The sequence below is a fragment of the Frankia sp. Cppng1_Ct_nod genome (assembly GCF_920656135.1).
Classification (GTDB): Bacteria; Actinomycetota; Actinomycetes; order Frankiales; family Frankiaceae; genus Protofrankia; species Protofrankia meridionalis.
On record NZ_CAKKTK010000001.1, the window covers coordinates 84159 to 101571 of the forward strand.

16 protein-coding genes and 1 riboswitch are annotated in these 17413 nt (G+C 67.5%); of the genes, 7 read left to right on the plus strand and 9 right to left on the minus strand.

The features are described from left to right. Window positions 1-193 precede the first annotated feature (193 nt). Window positions 194-1603, minus strand: coding sequence for a DHA2 family efflux MFS transporter permease subunit (locus NBW77_RS00415; RefSeq protein WP_131746822.1), 1410 nt, complete (start codon window positions 1601-1603; stop codon window positions 194-196). A 94-nt stretch (window positions 1604-1697) separates the two neighbouring features. Here NBW77_RS00415 and NBW77_RS00420 point away from each other — a divergent pair, with 94 nt between their 5' ends. The 3 genes from NBW77_RS00420 (at window position 1698) to NBW77_RS00430 (ending at window position 4245) form a co-directional block, all read left to right on the plus strand. Then, window positions 1698-2183, plus strand: a complete 486-nt coding sequence (locus tag NBW77_RS00420; RefSeq protein ID WP_250279114.1) for a winged helix-turn-helix transcriptional regulator — start codon at window positions 1698-1700, stop codon at window positions 2181-2183. A 216-nt stretch (window positions 2184-2399) separates the two neighbouring features. Continuing rightward, complete coding sequence (locus tag NBW77_RS00425) at window positions 2400-3311, plus strand: polysaccharide deacetylase family protein (RefSeq protein WP_242605835.1); 912 nt, start codon at window positions 2400-2402, stop codon at window positions 3309-3311. Window positions 3312-3717: 406 nt separating this feature from the next. Then, window positions 3718-3895: riboswitch (cyclic di-AMP (ydaO/yuaA leader) on the plus strand. A gap of 2 nt (window positions 3896-3897) precedes the next feature. Next, the gene (locus NBW77_RS00430; RefSeq protein WP_242605836.1) at window positions 3898-4245 is read left to right on the plus strand and encodes a transglycosylase family protein; all 348 of its coding nucleotides are present in this window, start codon (window positions 3898-3900) and stop codon (window positions 4243-4245) included. 204 nt (window positions 4246-4449) lie between these two features. Here the strand turns inward: NBW77_RS00430 and NBW77_RS00435 are convergent, their stop codons facing one another. The 6 genes from NBW77_RS00435 to NBW77_RS00460 all read right to left on the minus strand — a co-directional run bounded on the left by NBW77_RS00435 (window position 4450) and on the right by NBW77_RS00460 (window position 10395). Then, window positions 4450-4932, minus strand: a complete 483-nt coding sequence (locus NBW77_RS00435) for an NUDIX hydrolase (protein WP_207387016.1) — start codon at window positions 4930-4932, stop codon at window positions 4450-4452. 257 nt (window positions 4933-5189) lie between these two features. Further along, window positions 5190-6665 carry a multicopper oxidase domain-containing protein gene (locus tag NBW77_RS00440; RefSeq protein WP_250279115.1) on the minus strand — a complete coding sequence of 492 codons (1476 nt, stop codon included), beginning with the start codon at window positions 6663-6665 and terminating at the stop codon, window positions 5190-5192. A 282-nt stretch (window positions 6666-6947) separates the two neighbouring features. Then, window positions 6948-7244: a hypothetical protein gene (locus NBW77_RS00445; protein ID WP_131746824.1), complete on the minus strand. Its 297-nt coding sequence runs from the start codon at window positions 7242-7244 to the stop codon at window positions 6948-6950. Window positions 7245-7973: 729 nt separating this feature from the next. Further along, window positions 7974-8795 (minus strand): SDR family NAD(P)-dependent oxidoreductase, encoded by an 822-nt coding sequence (locus NBW77_RS00450; RefSeq protein WP_131746826.1) that lies wholly within the window; start codon window positions 8793-8795, stop codon window positions 7974-7976. 28 nt (window positions 8796-8823) lie between these two features. After that, entirely contained in the window at window positions 8824-9639 is an 816-nt protein-coding gene (locus tag NBW77_RS00455; protein ID WP_131746827.1) for a mycofactocin-coupled SDR family oxidoreductase, read from the minus strand. 87 nt (window positions 9640-9726) lie between these two features. Next, window positions 9727-10395: a haloacid dehalogenase-like hydrolase gene (locus NBW77_RS00460; protein WP_165486085.1), complete on the minus strand. Its 669-nt coding sequence runs from the start codon at window positions 10393-10395 to the stop codon at window positions 9727-9729. Between the two features lie 78 nt (window positions 10396-10473). Here NBW77_RS00460 and NBW77_RS00465 point away from each other — a divergent pair, with 78 nt between their 5' ends. The 4 genes from NBW77_RS00465 (at window position 10474) to NBW77_RS00480 (ending at window position 15923) form a co-directional block, all read left to right on the plus strand. Further along, window positions 10474-11652 (plus strand): coiled-coil domain-containing protein, encoded by a 1179-nt coding sequence (locus tag NBW77_RS00465; protein WP_165486086.1) that lies wholly within the window; start codon window positions 10474-10476, stop codon window positions 11650-11652. A 201-nt stretch (window positions 11653-11853) separates the two neighbouring features. Then, on the plus strand, window positions 11854-13560 hold the full coding sequence (locus tag NBW77_RS00470; protein WP_131746829.1) for a SulP family inorganic anion transporter: 1707 nt from the start codon (window positions 11854-11856) through the stop codon (window positions 13558-13560). 310 nt (window positions 13561-13870) lie between these two features. After that, window positions 13871-15289: a metal-dependent hydrolase family protein gene (locus tag NBW77_RS00475; RefSeq protein ID WP_131746830.1), complete on the plus strand. Its 1419-nt coding sequence runs from the start codon at window positions 13871-13873 to the stop codon at window positions 15287-15289. A gap of 175 nt (window positions 15290-15464) precedes the next feature. After that, on the plus strand, window positions 15465-15923 hold the full coding sequence (locus NBW77_RS00480; protein ID WP_242605837.1) for a four-helix bundle copper-binding protein: 459 nt from the start codon (window positions 15465-15467) through the stop codon (window positions 15921-15923). 58 nt (window positions 15924-15981) lie between these two features. Here the strand turns inward: NBW77_RS00480 and NBW77_RS00485 are convergent, their stop codons facing one another. Together NBW77_RS00485 and NBW77_RS00490 are read right to left on the minus strand one after the other, a co-directional pair. Then, entirely contained in the window at window positions 15982-16176 is a 195-nt protein-coding gene (locus NBW77_RS00485; protein WP_131746831.1) for a DUF5703 family protein, read from the minus strand. 84 nt (window positions 16177-16260) lie between these two features. Next, the coding region (locus NBW77_RS00490) for a mannosyltransferase family protein (RefSeq protein WP_349816932.1) at window positions 16261-17413 on the minus strand (1153 nt) is incomplete at its 5' end.

Below are 17413 nucleotides of genomic sequence, written 5' to 3' on the forward strand. Positions count from 1 at the left end.
ACAGCGACAGACCGGGCAAAGCCGCCACTCACAGCCCAGATCACCTGGGAATCGACCTGGTCCAACGCGGCTTCGCGAGAAGGTCCCAACCTCGCAGGGAACGGACAGGAAGTCATAGGCATTTTCGCCGAGACGGACCGGCGGATCGACGCAACTTCTCTGAGACAAGAGCACCTTCAGCGAGACCGGACAGTCATGCCCCGACCGCGACCTGTGGCTTCGTGTCAGTCGTGCCAGCCGTGCCGGTGGGCGCGCGGTGGACGCGGCCGATGAACAGCGCGGCTGAAGCGCCGAGCGCGCCGACAATGATCATAAAGATCCAGCCGTGGTCGAACGCGGTGACCGGATGCGTGGGGCTGGGCGTCCCGAGGACGGCTACGAAGATCGAGACTCCGAGGACGAAACCGGTCTGACGCGTCATGGTGAATACCGCCGAGCCGGTGGCGAAGCGTGTCGGGGGCAGGGCGGACGATGCGGCGCTGGCGAGACTCGGTAGGACCAGTCCGACGCCGATGCCGGTGATGAGCAGGCCGGGCAGCATCTCGCCGGCGTAGTTGGGTGACTGGCCGATACGCAGCAGCCACCACAGGCAGCCGAGGCTGAACAGCACGATACCCAGGGTGCCGAGTGTGCGCTGCCCGAAGCGGTTGATGTACCGCCCGGACGTCGCGGCGAAGGCGGCGGCCGTGGCCGGCCCCGGCGTCAGCGAGAGTCCGGCGACGAGGACCGAGTTGTGCCACACCGACGTCATGAACAGCACGTTACCCAGCAGGAAGGCGGCGAAGGCCGCCGAGAAGAACAGGGACGCGACGTTCGCCGCCATGAAAGCCCGGACCCGCAGCATGGCGGGATCGATGACGGGGGACCGATGTGTGCGACAGCGTGCCCAGAATGCCAGCAGGCCGACGGGCGTGCCCGCGAGCGCGGCGATGGTTCGCGCGTCGCTCCATCCCCAGCCAGGAGCCTTGACCAGGCCGAGTGCCAGCACCCCGACGGCCACGATGATCAGCCCGGAGCCGAGCAGGTCAGGACGCTGCTGCGTCTCGTCGCGGCTCTCCCGCAGCAGGCGCATGCCGTACGCCAGCGCGGCAAGTCCGACCGGCACGTTGACCAGGAACACCAGCCGCCAGCTCGCCTGGACCAGAAGCCCGCCGACGGGCGGTCCCGCCGCGGCTGCGAGCCCGCCGATCGCCGCCCAGACACCGATTGCCGCTGGACGCTCGGCCGGCTCGAATTCGGGTAGCAGTAGCGCCAGGGACGTCGGCAGCAGCAGCGCCGCGCCGACAGCCTGCACGACTCGCGCCCCGACCAGTGCCCCGACCGAGGGAGCCGCCCCACAGAGGGCCGAGCCTACGATAAAGATCAACAGGCCGACCAGGAACGCGCGGCGCCGGCCATGCCGGTCGGCCACCCGACCCGCCGAGACCATCAGCGCGGCCAGCACGATCGCATAGGCGTTCAGTACCCACGAGACCGTGGACACGCTCGACCCGCGGAAGTCACCCTCGATCTTCGGGAACGCGACATTCACGATGAACAGGTCGAGGCTGACCATGAAAACCCCGATCGACACCAGCGTCAGGACCTTCCAGCGGCGTGGCACCGGCAACCCCCCCAGGAGGTAGCGTTTTGCAAGCGGATCGGCACCGTAGCAGAGGCTGCTATCGAAATGCAATCAGGTCGGTTAGGATGACCTGGTGCCGTACCGTCCGTTCACAGATCAGAATTGCTCGATCGCGGCAGCGTTGGAGATCGTCGGCGAGCGTTGGACGCTGCTGGTCATGCGCGAGGTTCTCCTCGGCCGCCGCCGGTTCGCCGAGATCAGACGAAACGTCGGGGTCGCGCCCAACATCCTCAGCGATCGCCTGCAGGTGCTCGTCGAGCACGGACTCCTGCGGCGCAGGCGCTACAGCGAGCACCCGGAGTCCTACGAGTACGTTCCGACGCGCAAGGGCGTCGACCTCAACCCGGTGATCATCACCCTGCTGCAGTGGGGCGACCGGTACGCCACGCCGGGCGGACCGCCGCGGGTGCCGGTACACACCACCTGCGGCCACGACGCCGACCCACGACTGCACTGCAGCCACTGCGGCGAGATCATCCAGAACGGCGAGCTGACGGTCAGGCCCGGGCCGGGCGCCACCGCCGGGCAACTCGCCGAAGGCGTCCTACCCAGACCCTGACGGGCTGCTACAGCAGAGATGGCCCGGCGGCTGATCGACAATCTGGGCGCGATCGTCACCGCATGTGCCGAACCGGGACCGTTCATCTATGCCGTTCACTCCAACCAGATCAAGAAAATGGATCTCGGCTAGCCGTGCCCACGTGCCTTCTCTTCTGCCACCATGATGGCCGTAACCGGTCGATGTGAAGAAGAAGAAGAAGGAGAAGGAGGACGGTTGTCACTGAGCCGTCGCGCCCTGCTGGCAGCCGGGACGAGCACCGTCCTTGCCGGTTGTGCCGGCCAGGCACACCCCTCGACCCCTCGGCCGGGGCCTGCTGCCGTACCAGGCTCGAGGTCGGAGGAAACCGGGTCAGGCTCCTCGATCGCCGTCGTGTCCTCGGCCAGCCCGGCGCCAGTAACCGGCGCGGTGACCCGCAACGACATGATCGTCCGCTACGGGCGCATCCGCCCCATCGCCTGGGGCACCGAAGTCCCTGGGGTGACCACGACGCTGCCCACCACCGACAGAGTGATTGCGTTGACCTTCGACGCGTGCGGCGGGCCACACGGCAACGGCTACGACCAGGCGTTGACCGACTTTCTCCGCCGACACGGGGTACCGGCAACCCTGTTCCTCAACTCCCGCTGGATCGACGCCAACCCCCAGGTGTTCCACGATCTCGCCACCGACCCGCTGTTCGAGATCGCCAACCATGGGACGTTCCACCGCCCGCTGTCGGTGTCCGGTCGGTCCGCCTACGGCATCACCGGCACACACAACGTCGGCGAGGTCTTCGACGAGGTCGCCGGGAACCGGGACAAACTCAACGCGCTCCTTGGCCATCCGCCGGGGTTCTTCCGATCAGGTACGGCACACTGCGACGACGTAGCGACACGCATCGTCGCCGATCTCGGTGAACGCGTCGTCAACTTCGACGTCAACGGCGATGCCGGGGCGACCTTCACCCCCGACCAGGTTACGCACGCCGTGCTCACCGCACGGCCCGGATCGGTCGTCATCGGCCACATGAACCACCCGTCCGGCGGCACCGCCCAGGGGATCGCCGCTGCGGTGCCCCGACTGACCGGTTCCGGCTTCCGTTTCGTTCGCCTCTCCGACTGTCCGATCTCCGGCTGTCTGCGCTGAGAACCGGTTGTGGAGAACCGGTCAAGGACACGACCACTGACGGCCGGATCAGTCCGAAAATGACATCGCAGGCCCCGACCATACGCGTACCGGTACTCGTTCCGCGATCGCCACCCGGTCGACCCGACTGCTTACGTAACGCGAAACGCGCAATCAAAGTCGGTGCGTGAGGATGCGGTGACGATTCCGTATCCGGCCGGGATGGAACGGCGCCGATCATTTTGTGACCGGTGTGCGTACGTGCTGTGACCGGTGTGCGTGCGCGCGGGCGCGGTACCGGTCGTGTTTACCACCGTCAACATCGGACGTTTAATGTGCGCCTCTTCACTGCGCGGTGGACTGCCTTGCCTTCTGGACGGGCGATGTGTGTATGGTCTTCGCCGTGCCTTCGACCAGGAAGGCGCCGTCGGACGGCACGCCGAATCCTGCCCCGTCCGACGAACATCAAAAAATGGCAGGAGCGGGGGAACCATTTTTTTGGGCGTCGCAGTCAGGCGTCCTTGGGGTGAAGCCGCGTAGCGCGGCCGGGCGACTTCCCAGTCCGAACCCGACAGCTCACCTCGAAGGCGTGGGGAAGGGCATTTTTATGTCCCGAATCACCATGCGTGCCCGTGCGATGGTTGTTGTCCCGGCGCTTGCTGCCGCTATCGGTGGCGGTGTTGCGATGTCCCAGTCCGCGAGTGCGGCAACACCGGATCAGGTTCTGGCATCCATTTCCCTCTGTGAGTCGGGTGGAAACCCCAACGTGGTGAACTCGATCGGGGCGGGTGGGCTGTTCCAGTTCCTCCCGGACACCTGGCATGGGGTGGGTGGATCAGGTCTGCCGCAGAACGCGAGCGTTGCCGAGCAGTGGCAGCGTGCGCGCATCCTGTACGCGCAGCAGGGCACCAACCCCTGGTACGCATCCAAGCACTGCTGGGGCGGCAGGAGCTGACCCACAGCGCCCGACATGACTCCGGGTATGACAAGTACCCGCGCCGGGCAATGTCCGCCTGGTAGCGCACGGGCCCCGGGCTGGATTCGACTACCGAATCTCGCCCGGGGCCCGGCACGCTGTCATCCGCCGACCGCGACGAAAACGGCACCTGCATATGTCAAAACACCTGTGCCAGAAACACCTGTGCCAGAAGGGTGTACGTCAGGAATGTTCGCGGTCCACCCGACCGGCTGGCGGGCGGGTGCGTTCGAGTTTCAGCGCGACGTCTACCAGATCGCCCCGGTCGAGTGCATCGACCCGGTTAAGATCGATCCATGCGGCCTGGTCGGTGGAACCGCCGATCTCGTGCCGCAACGCGCCGTTGACCACTCGTGCCGTGTAGAAGACTCGAACGGCGTGGTGGTCGGCTTCGACACCGCGCCCACGTGGATACCGCCGCAGGATCGAGTCCACGCCCAGTAACGATTCGATGACGACGTGGTAGCCGGTTTCCTCCTCGACTTCCCGGATCGCCGCGAAGTACGGGTCTTCCCCGTGATCAATACCGCCTCCGGGTAGGGTCCAGACCTTCCCGCTCCTGCCGACAAAACGTGCGAGAAGGATTTTTTCCTCCTGGATGCAGACAGCGTATGCCGCGACCCTCAGCTCCCGTGCGACCCGGTCGCGTCTCCTCATCCACTGCATGCCCACACGCCTTTCCTGATGACAATGACCACCCTCGCCCGCTCAACCGTTGAGCTCATGATGCCGGCAAGGGTGGTAACCCGGGAACCGCCGGTCGGCCGGCCGCGCCATGCGACCGCCCGGATGCCTGGCGAGCGTGTCGACGACGGCTTGGAGGTGCGTGTTCAGGCCGATCCCGGCGCGTGACGCGGCCCTGGCCGACCCCAATCCGGGAGGAGTCGGGGTGGCGGCCAGGGCCAGGCAGCACACCTGATGTTCTAACGTCCGGGAAGAAGCGCGCGACGGCGCCGGGCGATCATGCTTCGGCTGACCAGTGCCATCGCCACCACGGCCACCGCCGGGACAACCGGGAACGATGAGCGCGACCCGGCTACCCCACCCTCACCTGCGGGGACGCCTCCTACCGGTACCGGCATCGTCGTGGCGGACCCATCCAAGGCTGTGGTGTCGGACACCACCCGATACCGGGTGATCATTCCGGCGAGGATGTGGTCGTTGACATGGCAGTGGTAGAGCCAGATGCCGACGTTGTCGGGCACCATGTCCGCCACGGCCATCGTGCCGGGCAGCACACCGACCGTGTCCATGCGCATCCCGCCGACCACCACGTCGTTGCCGTGCCAGTGCGGTGTGTGCAGGTCGGTCTCGGAACCCATACTCATCACGTACCAGCGGACGTGCTGACCCTTCCGCATCGTGATCATCGGTTCGTTGCCGAAGATATAGCCGTTGACACCGTGCGGCTCATTGATCCCGGCGAGCCTCTGGTCGTTCTGCTGCGAGGAGGCAGGCTTTGCGAAACGCTTCAGGTTCTCCTGCAGATACGGGCTTTCGTTCTCGTTCGTGATCGAGAAAAGAGTGACGAGCTCACGGTCGACGTCCTTGGGGCTGCCGTCCGGGCGTGCCATCCCTCTGGCGGTGATGAGCATCGGGCCTATCAGGCCCGCGTTGGTGTCGAAGACCTCGTTGGTATGCGAGTGGTACATCCACATGACCGAGCTGCCGTCATGCGGGCCCGGACCGGCACGGTCGGGCACCAGCCAGGTGTAGGTGCGGATGCCGCCGGTGGCAACGGCATCGTCCATTTTCTCCTCTCCGGAGGTGTTGTCGGCGTACGGTGTGCCCTCGTTGGCCTTCGTGTAGAAGACGCCGTGCGGGTGCACACTGGCCGGGAAGCGGCATCCGTTGCGGAACACCACCTTGATGGTGTCACCGACCTCCGCGTGGATCACCGGGCCGAGAAAACCGAGGTAGGCATCCTGCGCAGGGCGCGGCGCCAGCGCAGCGAAGCCTTCGTCGGTGTAGCCACGGTAGAGACATTTGAGATAGCTTGTCCCGATACGACCCGAGCCGGAGTCGATGTACATTTTCGTAATGGAATCGAACGGCTGGTCGGTGATGTCGTTGCGTCCGTCCGGGGCGTAGTTCCACACCACCTCGTCGGCGCCGATGTAGTAGGTACGCACCTTTCCGGTCGGGTGGAACGGCTCGCCGCCGACGCTGTTCCAGTACGAGTCGTTCGGCGTGCCCGACATGGCCATACCCGACATGTCTGGCATATCGGTTCGCTCTGCCGCGGCGGCGGAGGCGGACCCGGCTGCGGTGAACCCCAAAAGCAGTGTCAGCGCACCCGCGAACACCACTCGCGACGAACGGCGTCTTGTCAACGGGGGCGATGTCGTCGCAGCCCCTGCCCGGCCGGCCGCGCCGGCCTCATTACCTGTGCGCCACATGGCGCGCAACCTGTCAGTCACGGAACGTGACGATAGCTGTCCGCAACTTGTTACGCCTAGTGGAAGTCCACAACCTGCTACACCAAGCAGGAAAGGATGTTCAGGTAGAAGAAGGCACTACACGCTAATAGTAATATCGATGGCCGCAAGGCCGAGATCAAACAGGATCGACACAGGAACACCCGCTTCGTCGGCATGTGTAACCCGGTGGTCGCGAGCTGGAGCCGTTGCCGCCCAGGGATCCCGAGCGATCGCCACCCGACCGTCGGATCGGCGCGGCGGTCAGAAGTTCGGGAGCGTGAACAGAACGTCTATATGATTGCGGCTGGTGCCGATGAGGAAGACTTCGATCTCGTTGACGGGAGGCATCGGCGCCACCATCTCGGTGTTTTCCGTGCCAGTGCGCTCGACCACGATCTCGCCCATTCCTGCTTCCTCCTCCTGCCATCGCGCCTCGGGGAAGCCGGCCACCTTCACTCCGACGCGCTCATGCCTGCGGGTCATTGGGGACAGTGAACCCACAAACCAGCGCGTTGACCGCCGGATGTCGCGCGGACGACCGGCGACCGGATTCTTCACACACCCCTCTCACCGCCGTTGCGGTGGCCGATCGGTTACCGATCGGCCACCACGACTACTCGGACACGTCAGGCCGTGGTGCGCTGGGGCGCACCACTCGGTGGCGCACCTCCCGGTCCTCCACCGGGTCCTCCACTCGGCGGCGCTCCGGTCGGCAAGGTGAGACCACATGCCTTGAGAGCCTTCTGTACCTCCGCATCGTCAGCGGGGTTGTTGCCCGATCCCGCCGACGATCCCGCCGACGGAGCGGCCGACGGCATGGCGGTCGGGGGAGTACCGCCATTACCGCCATTACCCGCGGGAGGGGTCGGCATGGTGATTCCGGCCTTTGCGAGACACTGCTGGATCTGGTCACGATCCGAGGAAGATCCTGAACCGCTCGCGGCGGTGGCGGAACCGGCCGACGTCGTCGACGACGACGTGCCACAGGCTGACAAAACGAGCATCACGCCAAGCCCCAAGGAGGCCAGAGCCAGGGGACGTCTATGCATCGAACAACTCCAGGGTTCGGGCTGAATCGAGGCCCTCGCCCGCCGGCTATCACTGGGAGGAGGGGCCTCTTCAGGTGGTCCGTGTTAGCATAAAGTCCGATTCTTTGAATCACCTGTGAATGTGAAACAGAACAGCGGATGACCTGGGAGCCGTTTGTTGTTGATCTCGGATCTCGTAATCTTCTTCAGTATCCTTTGACAAACCTTAAGAATCTTGTGACCGCTGCTGGCGAAGAGGTCAGGAAGCGACGGTGGACGTCGAGCCGTCGGCCAGGCGGCGCACCAGGTCCGTGTCCGCGGTCCGGCGCAGGATGTACTCGCGGACCTGCCCGGCGGCGGCGTGCACCACTCGCCCGGTGATGTCGCCGGCCCCGGGCGAGGCGAGAAGAACAACCACCCGCGACACATGTTCAGGCGCGAGGTCGAGTCCGGTGGACATGCCGGCGTCAAGCACTCCCGCCGACATACGGGTCCGGGCTCCGGGCGAGACCGCGTTGGCAGTGATGCCGTACGGGGCGCCGTTCTTCGCCGTGGCCATGGTCAGCCCCCAGACTGCCGCCTTGGCGGAGGAATAGGCGATCGAGTCGGCCATCCGCATGTCCAGCGCGGATTCGGAGATGGTATTGATGATCCGTCCGAAAGCCTGGGTACGCATGTACGCGAACGCGGCACGGGTGGTGGCCACACTGCCCTTCACATGGACGTCGAGGACCCGGTCGAGGGAGTCCTCGGCCAGGTCCTCCACGCCCGAGGTGTCCATGATCCCGGCGTTGTTCACCAGGATGTCGATGCGCCCGAAGGTGTCCACCACCCGCCGCACCGCGGCAGCGGCCCCCGCGAAGGTCGAGATGTCGCAGGTGTCTGCCACCGCACGACCCCCCACCGCCGTGATATCGGCGACCACGTCAGCGGCCACCTGCTCACCGCTGGTTCGACCGTCCAGGCTGGCGCCCACATCGTTGACGACCACCGCCGCTCCCTCGGCCGCGAGAAGTCGCGCGTGTGCCGCGCCCAGGCCTCGGCCGGCGCCGGTGACCAGAGCGACCCGTCCCGTCAGCATCTTTCCGTCCTGTCAGCGAATGGTCCTGTCAGCGGACTGTGACGCCTCGGTCAAGGATCAGGTTCTGCCCGGTCACGCTGCCGGAGGCGTCGGAGGCAAGCCACAGCACGGCGTCGGCGATCTCCTCGGCGGTACTTATCGGCGGGTCGAGCAGAGGGTTGTAGCTGGCCATGAACAACGCGGCCCGGCCCGGGTCGGCGAACAGCTCGGGGATGCCTGGATCCTCGCCCATCGCGGTGGTGACCCCACCAGGGCTCACGCAGTTGACCCGGATGCGGTGCTCCGCGAGTTCCACCGCCAGTGCCCGCGTCAGACCGAGGACCCCGTGCTTGCTCGCCACGTAGTGCGCCTCGAAGGGGACCACCTTCACAGAGGCGACGGAACCGATCAGCACCACGGAACCGCCGTTACCCGCCGCCACCATCGCCGGCACCGCCGCGCGCAGAGTGCGCTGGGTGCCGGTCAAATTGACCGAGATCATGTCGTCCCAGTCGGAGTCGGACATCTCCAGGAACGGGCGGAAGTAGGACACGCCAGCGTTGGCGACGATGACGTCGAGACGTCCAAACCGGTCCACCGCCTGGTCGATGACACCACGCAGGGCGCCGGAGTCACGGATGTCGGCCCGGGTGGCCAGCACCGTCGCGCCGGCGTCCGTGGCGAGCCGTTCGGTCTGCGCCAGATCCTCCGGGGTGGCGGACGGATAGCCGGTCGGTGCCACCTTGGCGCAGACGTCCACAAGGATCAGGTCGGCGCCTTCGCCGGCCATCCGCACGGCGTGAGCGCGGCCCTGCCCCCGTGCGGCCCCGGTGATCAGGGCGACCTTGCCTGCCAGAACCGCCATTGTCGCCCTCGATCTTCCAGAGTCGTCGCCTTTGTCAAACTGGTTGTCCTCTTTGTGGGGCTCACGGTACCGCCAACCATCCCGGCTTTACCAGCGGACGATCTCCAGGCGGCTACCCAGTTCGCGGCGGGCACGAATCACCAGGTCCTGATCGGGATTGACCAGAACCGCACGGCGGGCGCCAGCCAACATCGGTAGGTCGGCGGGCGAGTCGCCGTACGCATGGTCCCACGGCGGTAGCACCCCGTAGGCGGCGAGCTGCCGGGGTTTCTCGCGTCCGTAGTTGTGCAGGCTGCCCCGGCCGACCCCGAAGCGACCCCAGCCCAGGCGGGACGCGACCAGTTCGACGTCGGCCAGCCCCAGTGCGTCAAGGACGGCACGGGCCAGATCGTGCTCGCACGCGGTCACGACCACTACTCGCCCGCCCGACCCGCCGTGGCTGCGTGCGGCGGCCACAGCCTCGGGGATCGCGACGCCGTGATCGGCCGCCAGCTCACGGCCGAACGCCTCGGCCTGTGCGCGGAACCGGGCGGGATCCCAGCCGATCAGCGCCAACCTCATGATCAGACGTGTTGCTGTTGGACGCAGCACAGGGATGGCCGTCAGGGGTAGCACAGGCACGACCAGCACCGTGCGCGACAGGGAGCCCGACAGGTGCCGGCGGAGCAGACGGGTGAACGTGTCACCCCGCACCAGGACGCCGTCCAGGTCGAAGAGCGCAACCGTGGTGGCCGCGCGTTCTGCTGTTTCACTCACTCGTGCATCCTTGTTGGCATGGTCGAGGGCACGGCGAACAACGAGACCGAGCCGGTGGCGTGTGCGTATCCAGGATGTGTGCATCCACCGAGCGCACCAGCCGGACCGGGCCGGCCACCGGCGTACTGCGATGATCCCACGCACAACCGGCTGTCGGCCTACCGCCGGCGGCGTGAGCTGTCCATGCAGCCCGGCAACGCGGTGGCCGGAGGACCGGTCGGGCCGGAGCGTGCCGCCGGTGCACGCGCACGGGCTGACGCGCTGGCCGAGCAGATCACGACGCTTGCCGCCGGCCTCACCCGGACCCTGGACGGTTTCGTCCGCGAGATGGCGAACCTCGGCGATGTGGCCGCCACCGAGGCACATGTCGAGACGGTCGAGGCGGAAGCCGCCGAGCGGGTCGCCGAAGCGATCGCCCGTGCGGTCCGCGCCGAACAGGCCGCCCACAGCGCCCACGGCGCGCGGGTCGAGGCGGAGGCTGTCGCGGCCGAAGCGGTCGCCGCCGTTGACCAGCTCGACGAACGGCTTACCCGCCTGCACGCGGAGCGGGACGCCGAGGCCGCGGCCTGGGCTGACACACAGGCGGTGCTCGAAGCCGCCCGAGCCGAGGCCGTGGCCGCAGCCGAGACGGCCCGGCGGGACGCTGACACCCACGTAACCACGGCACGCGGGCAGGCGGCAGAGGAGATCCGCCAGGCCCGCCAGGATGCCGACGCCGTCGTCCGGGCGGCCCGTGACGAGGCCGTGACCGCGCTTGCCGAGGCCAGGAAGGACGCGGCGCAGGTGGCCGCGGCCGCCCATGCCGCCAGGGACTCCGCGTTGACGCGGGCCGATGCCCTGGAGCGCGCCGCGGCGGCGGCCCGGGCGGAGGCCGACCGGCTCCACGCCGATCTGGTGCGGCTGCGGGACAGTACCGACGCCGAGATCGCCCGCATCCACGCTGACGCCGACAGGCGTATCGACGCGGCCAACCGGGTCGGCGAGGAGCGCCAGGCCGTTCTCGTCGAGGCCAGGGCGGATGCTCGTGCTCGCGCCGAACGCGCGGAACGTCAGGCCGACGAACTTGCCTCCGAACTGCGCGCCGTACGGGCCGAACTGGCCGAGCTCCGTGGCCGCCTCGCCGGTGCGGGTCCGATGGATGCCCCAGGTCCGGGGGAACCGGAGGGCGCCGCGGCCGGACAGCCGGTGGATCCACCGGTCGCAGGCATCACCGGTGTGGGCGAACGTCCCGAACCGGGCCACGCGCTCCTGGCCTGACCATGGTCCGGCCTGCCTGTAGTCGACCTTCCAATCACCGAGGCATGAACTGCCAGGAGGATGAATTGCAAAATTTTTCAATTGCTGACATAGTGTGTGCTGCTGACCCGTCGGACGCTACCGATGAAGGGTCAAGGACGCACCGAGGGGAGACCTGCTGACCGAGAAGCAGGAGACCGAGACCATCGGCACGTGATCAGGATGATCGACGGGGCATGGGCCTGCGTACGGCCGCTGCTGCCCACCCGCACCGACTTCACCCCGATGCGTCGGCAGCCACGCCGGGACCTGCTGGCCGGGGTGACGGTCGCAATCGTGGCTTTGCCCCTGGCACTGGGATTCGGGATCTCCTCCGGCCTCGGAGCCGCGGCCGGGCTCGCCACCGCGGTGATCGCCGGCACACTGGCCGCCCTGTTCGGCGGCTCCAACCTGCAGGTGTCCGGGCCGACGGGCGCGATGACCGTGGTTCTCGTCCCCATCGTCCACCAGTACGGCCGTTCCGGAGTCCTCACCGTCGGCCTGCTGGCCGGGGTGTTGCTGATTGCGCTGGCCGTAGCCGGGGCCGGTCGCTACATGCGGTACGTGCCCGCGCCGGTAGTAGAGGGGTTCACTCTCGGTATCGCCTGCGTGATCGCCCTGCAACAGGTACCCGCCGCGCTCGGAGTACCCACCCCGAAGGGGGACAAGGTCGTCGGGGTGGCGTTACGCGCCGTCGAAGAGTTCGCGCGGCATCCGCGGTGGGCCGCAGTCGGTGTTGCCGCCGGGGTCGCCGCGGTCATGCTGGTAGGCGCCCGCCGGCGCCCCACCATCCCATTCTCCCTGCTCGGTGTCGCCTTCGTCACAGTGCTGGCCGAAGCGGTTCACCTGGACGTACGCCGTATCGGCAGTCTCCCGGCCGCGCTGCCCGCACCCACGCTGGGCTTCCTCGACCCGTCCATGCTGATCTCGCTGCTCACCCCGGCGGTGGCGGTGGCGGCCCTGGCCGCGTTGGAGTCCCTGCTGTCAGCCGCCGTCGCCGACGCGATGAGCGTCAACCAGCAGCACGATCCGGACCGGGAACTGTTCGGACAGGGCCTTGCCAACCTCGCGGTCCCGCTGTTCGGCGGGGTACCGGCCACCGCCGCGATCGCCCGCACCGCGGTCAACGTCCGTGCAGGTGCCTACTCCCGACTGGCCGCTCTCACCCACGCGGTCGTCCTGGCCGTCGTCGTCCTCGTCGCGGCACCTCTGGTTGCCCGCATTCCCCTTGCCGCGCTGGCCGGGGTGCTGCTGGCCACCGCGACCCGCATGGTCGAGGTCGGCTCGGTTCGGGCGATGGCCCGTGCCACCCGCGGTGACGGGGTTGTCCTGGCGCTGACCGCGATCGCCACCCTTGCCCTGGACCTGGTCATGGCGGTCATCCTCGGCCTGGCCGTGACCGCGGTGCTGGCCCTGCGTTCGGTCGCCATGAACGCCCGCCTGGTCGAGGTTTCCCTCACCGAGGACCTGCCCGGTGACCATCGCGGCGAAGAGCGTGCCCTGCTGGCAGAACACATCATCGCCTACCGCCTCGACGGCCCGCTGTTCTTCGCCGCAGCCCACCGCTTTCTTCTGGAGCTGACCGGTACCGCCGACGTATCGGTGATCATCCTGCGCATGTCGCGGGTAACCACCATCGACGCCACCGGCGCCCTCGTCCTCAGGGACGCGATCGAGAAACTGGAACACCGCAAGATCACCGTGCTGGTCTCCGGCATTCGTACCGATCATCACCGACCCCTGGACGCACTCGGGGTGATCACCCGACTGCGCCACGACGGGCGGGTGTTCGCCACCACTCCCGAAGCCATCGCCTTTGCCCGCATCCGACTGCACGACGCGGGCCTGCTGCCCGCTGCCCTGACACTTGACCCTGCCGGTAACGGTTAGTTAGCTTTGGTGCGTGTCGGAAGCCTTCTGGACGCCGACAATGGAGGACACACGTGCGTAGCGCCAGGTTTGAGACGGCCGGTGTGCCGGCCTCCCACGCGGCGCAGTCACAGAACTTCACGGCCCGTCGTTACCTCGACACCTGCCGCGTATCCAGCACCGCCTGTCGACGCTGATTTCGGATGCTCCCCGCGGGTGCCGCTGTCGATGACCCGAGCATCCGACATCCCAACCCGGAAACCGGCGGAAAGTAGACGAAAAGCGGCGGAGCGGTTCGCGACCTTCAGCATACTTCGGCAGGAACGGCCCCATGACCAGTACCAGAACCGACAGCCCGGCCCGGCACGCCACCCGCGCTGCCGACGGTTTCGTGCTCCGTGGTGTGCATGCGCTCGACAACCACGGCTATTTCACAGCCCCGGTGGATGTCGCGGTACGCGGCCGGCGTATCACCGCCGTCGGCCCGCATCTTCCCCTGGATTCGACAGCCGTCGACATCGACGCCCACGGGCTGTGGCTGATGCCCGGAGTGATCGACTGCCACGCCCACGTCACCTTCCCGACCTACGACCCGCTGGAGCTGCTGACAACATCGTTGTCCGAACGTTTCCTTGAAACGGCGGCGGCGCTGCGCCGCACCCTCGCCGCCGGAGTGACCTATCTGCGCGACGCCGGCGGCGCGGACGCAGGCGTCCGTGACTCGCTGACCGCCGGGCACGTTCCCGGTCCGCGTCTCGCGGTGTCGGTGATCGGGCTGACCCGGTCGGGTGGCCACGGCGACGGGGCTCTGCTCGGCCCGGGCCTGGAAGCGTCAGCCACCGTCACCGTCCCCGACTATCCCGGCCGGCCCCAGCATGTCGTCGATGGGCCGGAAGGGATGCGCCGAGCTGTCCGCGGGGTTCTGCGGGCCGGCGCCGACTGGGTCCACGTTTTCGCCAGTGGCGGGGTCATGTCGGCCCACCCAGGCGAACCGTTGCCGGAGTTCACCACCGCCGATCTTGCCGTCGCGGTCTCGGAGGCGGCAGCGTTCGGGCGCGGGGTCATGGCGCACGCCTTCGGAGCACCCGCCGTCGGCACGGCGGTGACGGCCGGTGTCCGTTCGATCGAGCATGGGATCGGTCTCACGGAGCGTGAGGCAACGTTGATGGCTCAGCGTGGGGTCACCCTCGTCCCGACCCTCGCGCCTTACCACGAGCTCGCGCACCTGGCCGGATCTGGGTACCTGCCGCAGTGGGCCGCCGACCGCGCGCTTGCGACCGAGGCGCTGCTGGCCGACACGATCGCCGTCGCCCGTGACGCGGGGGTCGCCATCGCTTTGGGCAGCGACTGCCGCCACCGTGACCGTCATGGCGGCAACCTGGCCGAGATCACTCATCTGCACCGGGACGGGTTGTCGGTCCCCGAAGCACTGCTCGCCGCAACGATCAACGGTGCCCGGTTGTGCGGCGTAGCCGACCGCATCGGCCGCATCGCGCCAGGTTACGAGTTCGACGCGCTCCTCCTCGACGAGGACCCGGGTGACCTGTCGTTGTTCGAGCGGCCAGGGTCGGTCACCGGTGTCTTCCTCGGTGGCGTTCCCGTGGTGCCGCATGCCCGCATGCCCCTTGCCGGGACCTCCGCCACCGTGCCCACGGGCATGCCGACCGGCGCCCGACCGTTCGCGGCGCGCGGTCCGTCCGGGGCCTCCGACGAGGTGAGGCCCAACGAACCCGGCCACGCGACGTCCTAGTACACCGGAACAAAAGACGGGAGTTTGGAGCACCCTATTGTCGGGCGCTCCGAACTCCGGAAAACCCCGAAAGAGCCGATGTCACGTATTTCTTCTTTGTCGGCGATATAACGATATTTTCTCGACATTGTCACCGTCGCGGCGCCGGTGTGCAAGCGCGTCACGACGGGTTATCGTGATTTCGAGCTCTCGCGGAACCCACGAATGCGAGGGCGCGAACGCGATCAGCGTCAGTGGCTGCGGTGACCCGCACCGCGCCAACGTCGAGGAGGCTTCCGTGCAGCACGCCGAAATGATCAGCGAGGACACCCGTCGGGCGATCGACAACTGCATGTCCTGTTCATCCATGTGCGAGGAGACCATCGCCTACTGTATGGACATGCCCGGCACGATGATGGATGCGATGAACATGCGTACCCTGATGGACTGCGCGGCTATCACGAAGGTCTGCGCGGACATGATGTGTCGCATGTCGCCGATGCAGAAGGAAATGTGCGCCATGTGTGCACGGATGTGCATGATGTGCGCCGAGATGTGCATGAAGATGCCCGGCGACGCGCAGATGATGAAGCTGGCCGAAGCCTGCCGGGCGTGCGCCAACTCCTGCCAGACCATGGCCGGTGCCGCGGCCTGAGCGCGCTCCTTCCCGGCGGAGGCGGGACGGCTACACGACGGTCGCCCCGCCGACCGGATCAGGTGGGTAGGTAGCCGGGTAGGCCGCCCGCGCGGCGCGGGCGGCGCAATACCACTCGCCGGGACCCGTCGGGCAACAGGCGCAGCCGCTCCAGTTCCCAGTCACCGAACTCGGCGTGCAAGGTGAGCACTGTCAGGGCCTGCATCCGGTCGGTGCCCGGCGGCAGGTACAACCGCTGGTACTCCACGTCCATGACGCCACCGTAACGACGAGGTGGACAGCAGGAGCGGGGAACCCGCGGTTTTCTGCCCGCCGCGAACTACGAACCACAATGTGGTTACGGTACGTAGAGGCCGAGGAATGCCAAAGACGCGTAGACCACCATCATGGCGACGCACACCGCGAGGACTCCACGCAATACTTCGTCGCGGCGAGTCATGGCGGCTGCGACGAGAAGGAACGGGAACGTGCCGAAGGCATACCGTTCGCTCGAGTCGAGGTTGCTGCCGGTGAGCACCGCGGCAATGCTGACCGTCGCCCACACCGTGTACGACGACGGGAGCGTCCGTGCCATCACGACCACCAGCACGACGAACAGCCCGAGCCAGGGGACGTGCAGGCCGGTACCCACATCACCGTGGATGATGCCCCGCGCCGCATGCCAGACCACCGCGGCAGGGTTCGACGACCTCCCATGCAACGACTCCTGCCGTTGAACCCGGACCGGTAGGAGAGCGTCCCCATAGGCGATCCGAGTCCACAGCAAGAACACCGCGAGGCCCGCGGCCGGCGAGACAACAACCATCCCGCGGCGCAGCCGGTCGGTTGCCCCGGCGGCCCCGATCCCACGGAAGGCCTCGACCGCCATCGGTGCGACCAGCAGGATGCCGACGGGCCGGCACAGCCCGGCGAGTAGTCCGCAGGCGCCGGCAAGCTCCCACCGGCGGGTGCGGATGCCGGCGAACACCCCGACAGCCAGCAGCCCCCACAGCGCCTCGGTGTAGCCCATGACCAGGACGAACGCGGGCGGGGCTAACGAGGCGAGCCACACCGTGCGGGAGACCGCCGCCGCATCGAAGCCTTCCGCTCGAGCCAGCCAGGCGAGCCCCGCGACAAAGACGAACGCGATCACGTTCACCAGGACGACCAGCGTGACACCGGTGTGCGCGCCCAGACCGGGAAGCACCGCGATCGTTCTGGCCAGCAGCGGAAGCAGCGGGAAGAACCGCAGCCCCTGCTCGCCGACCCCGGCGTAGCCGTGCTCGGCGATGGCCGAATACCAGCCTGCGTCCCAGCCGAGCAGTCCCGTCAGCCTGGGCGGCGCACCCCCGCTCGGATGCGCGCCGGCAAACCGCCCGATGATGTAACGGGCCAGGGCGTAGGCGGCTGCGGTGACGATACGTGCGGTCAGCCACGCGATGGCGATGTCACGCAGGGGCAGTGTGCGCCATCCGCGACGCTCTGCCGCATCCCGGGGATCGCCGCAGAGA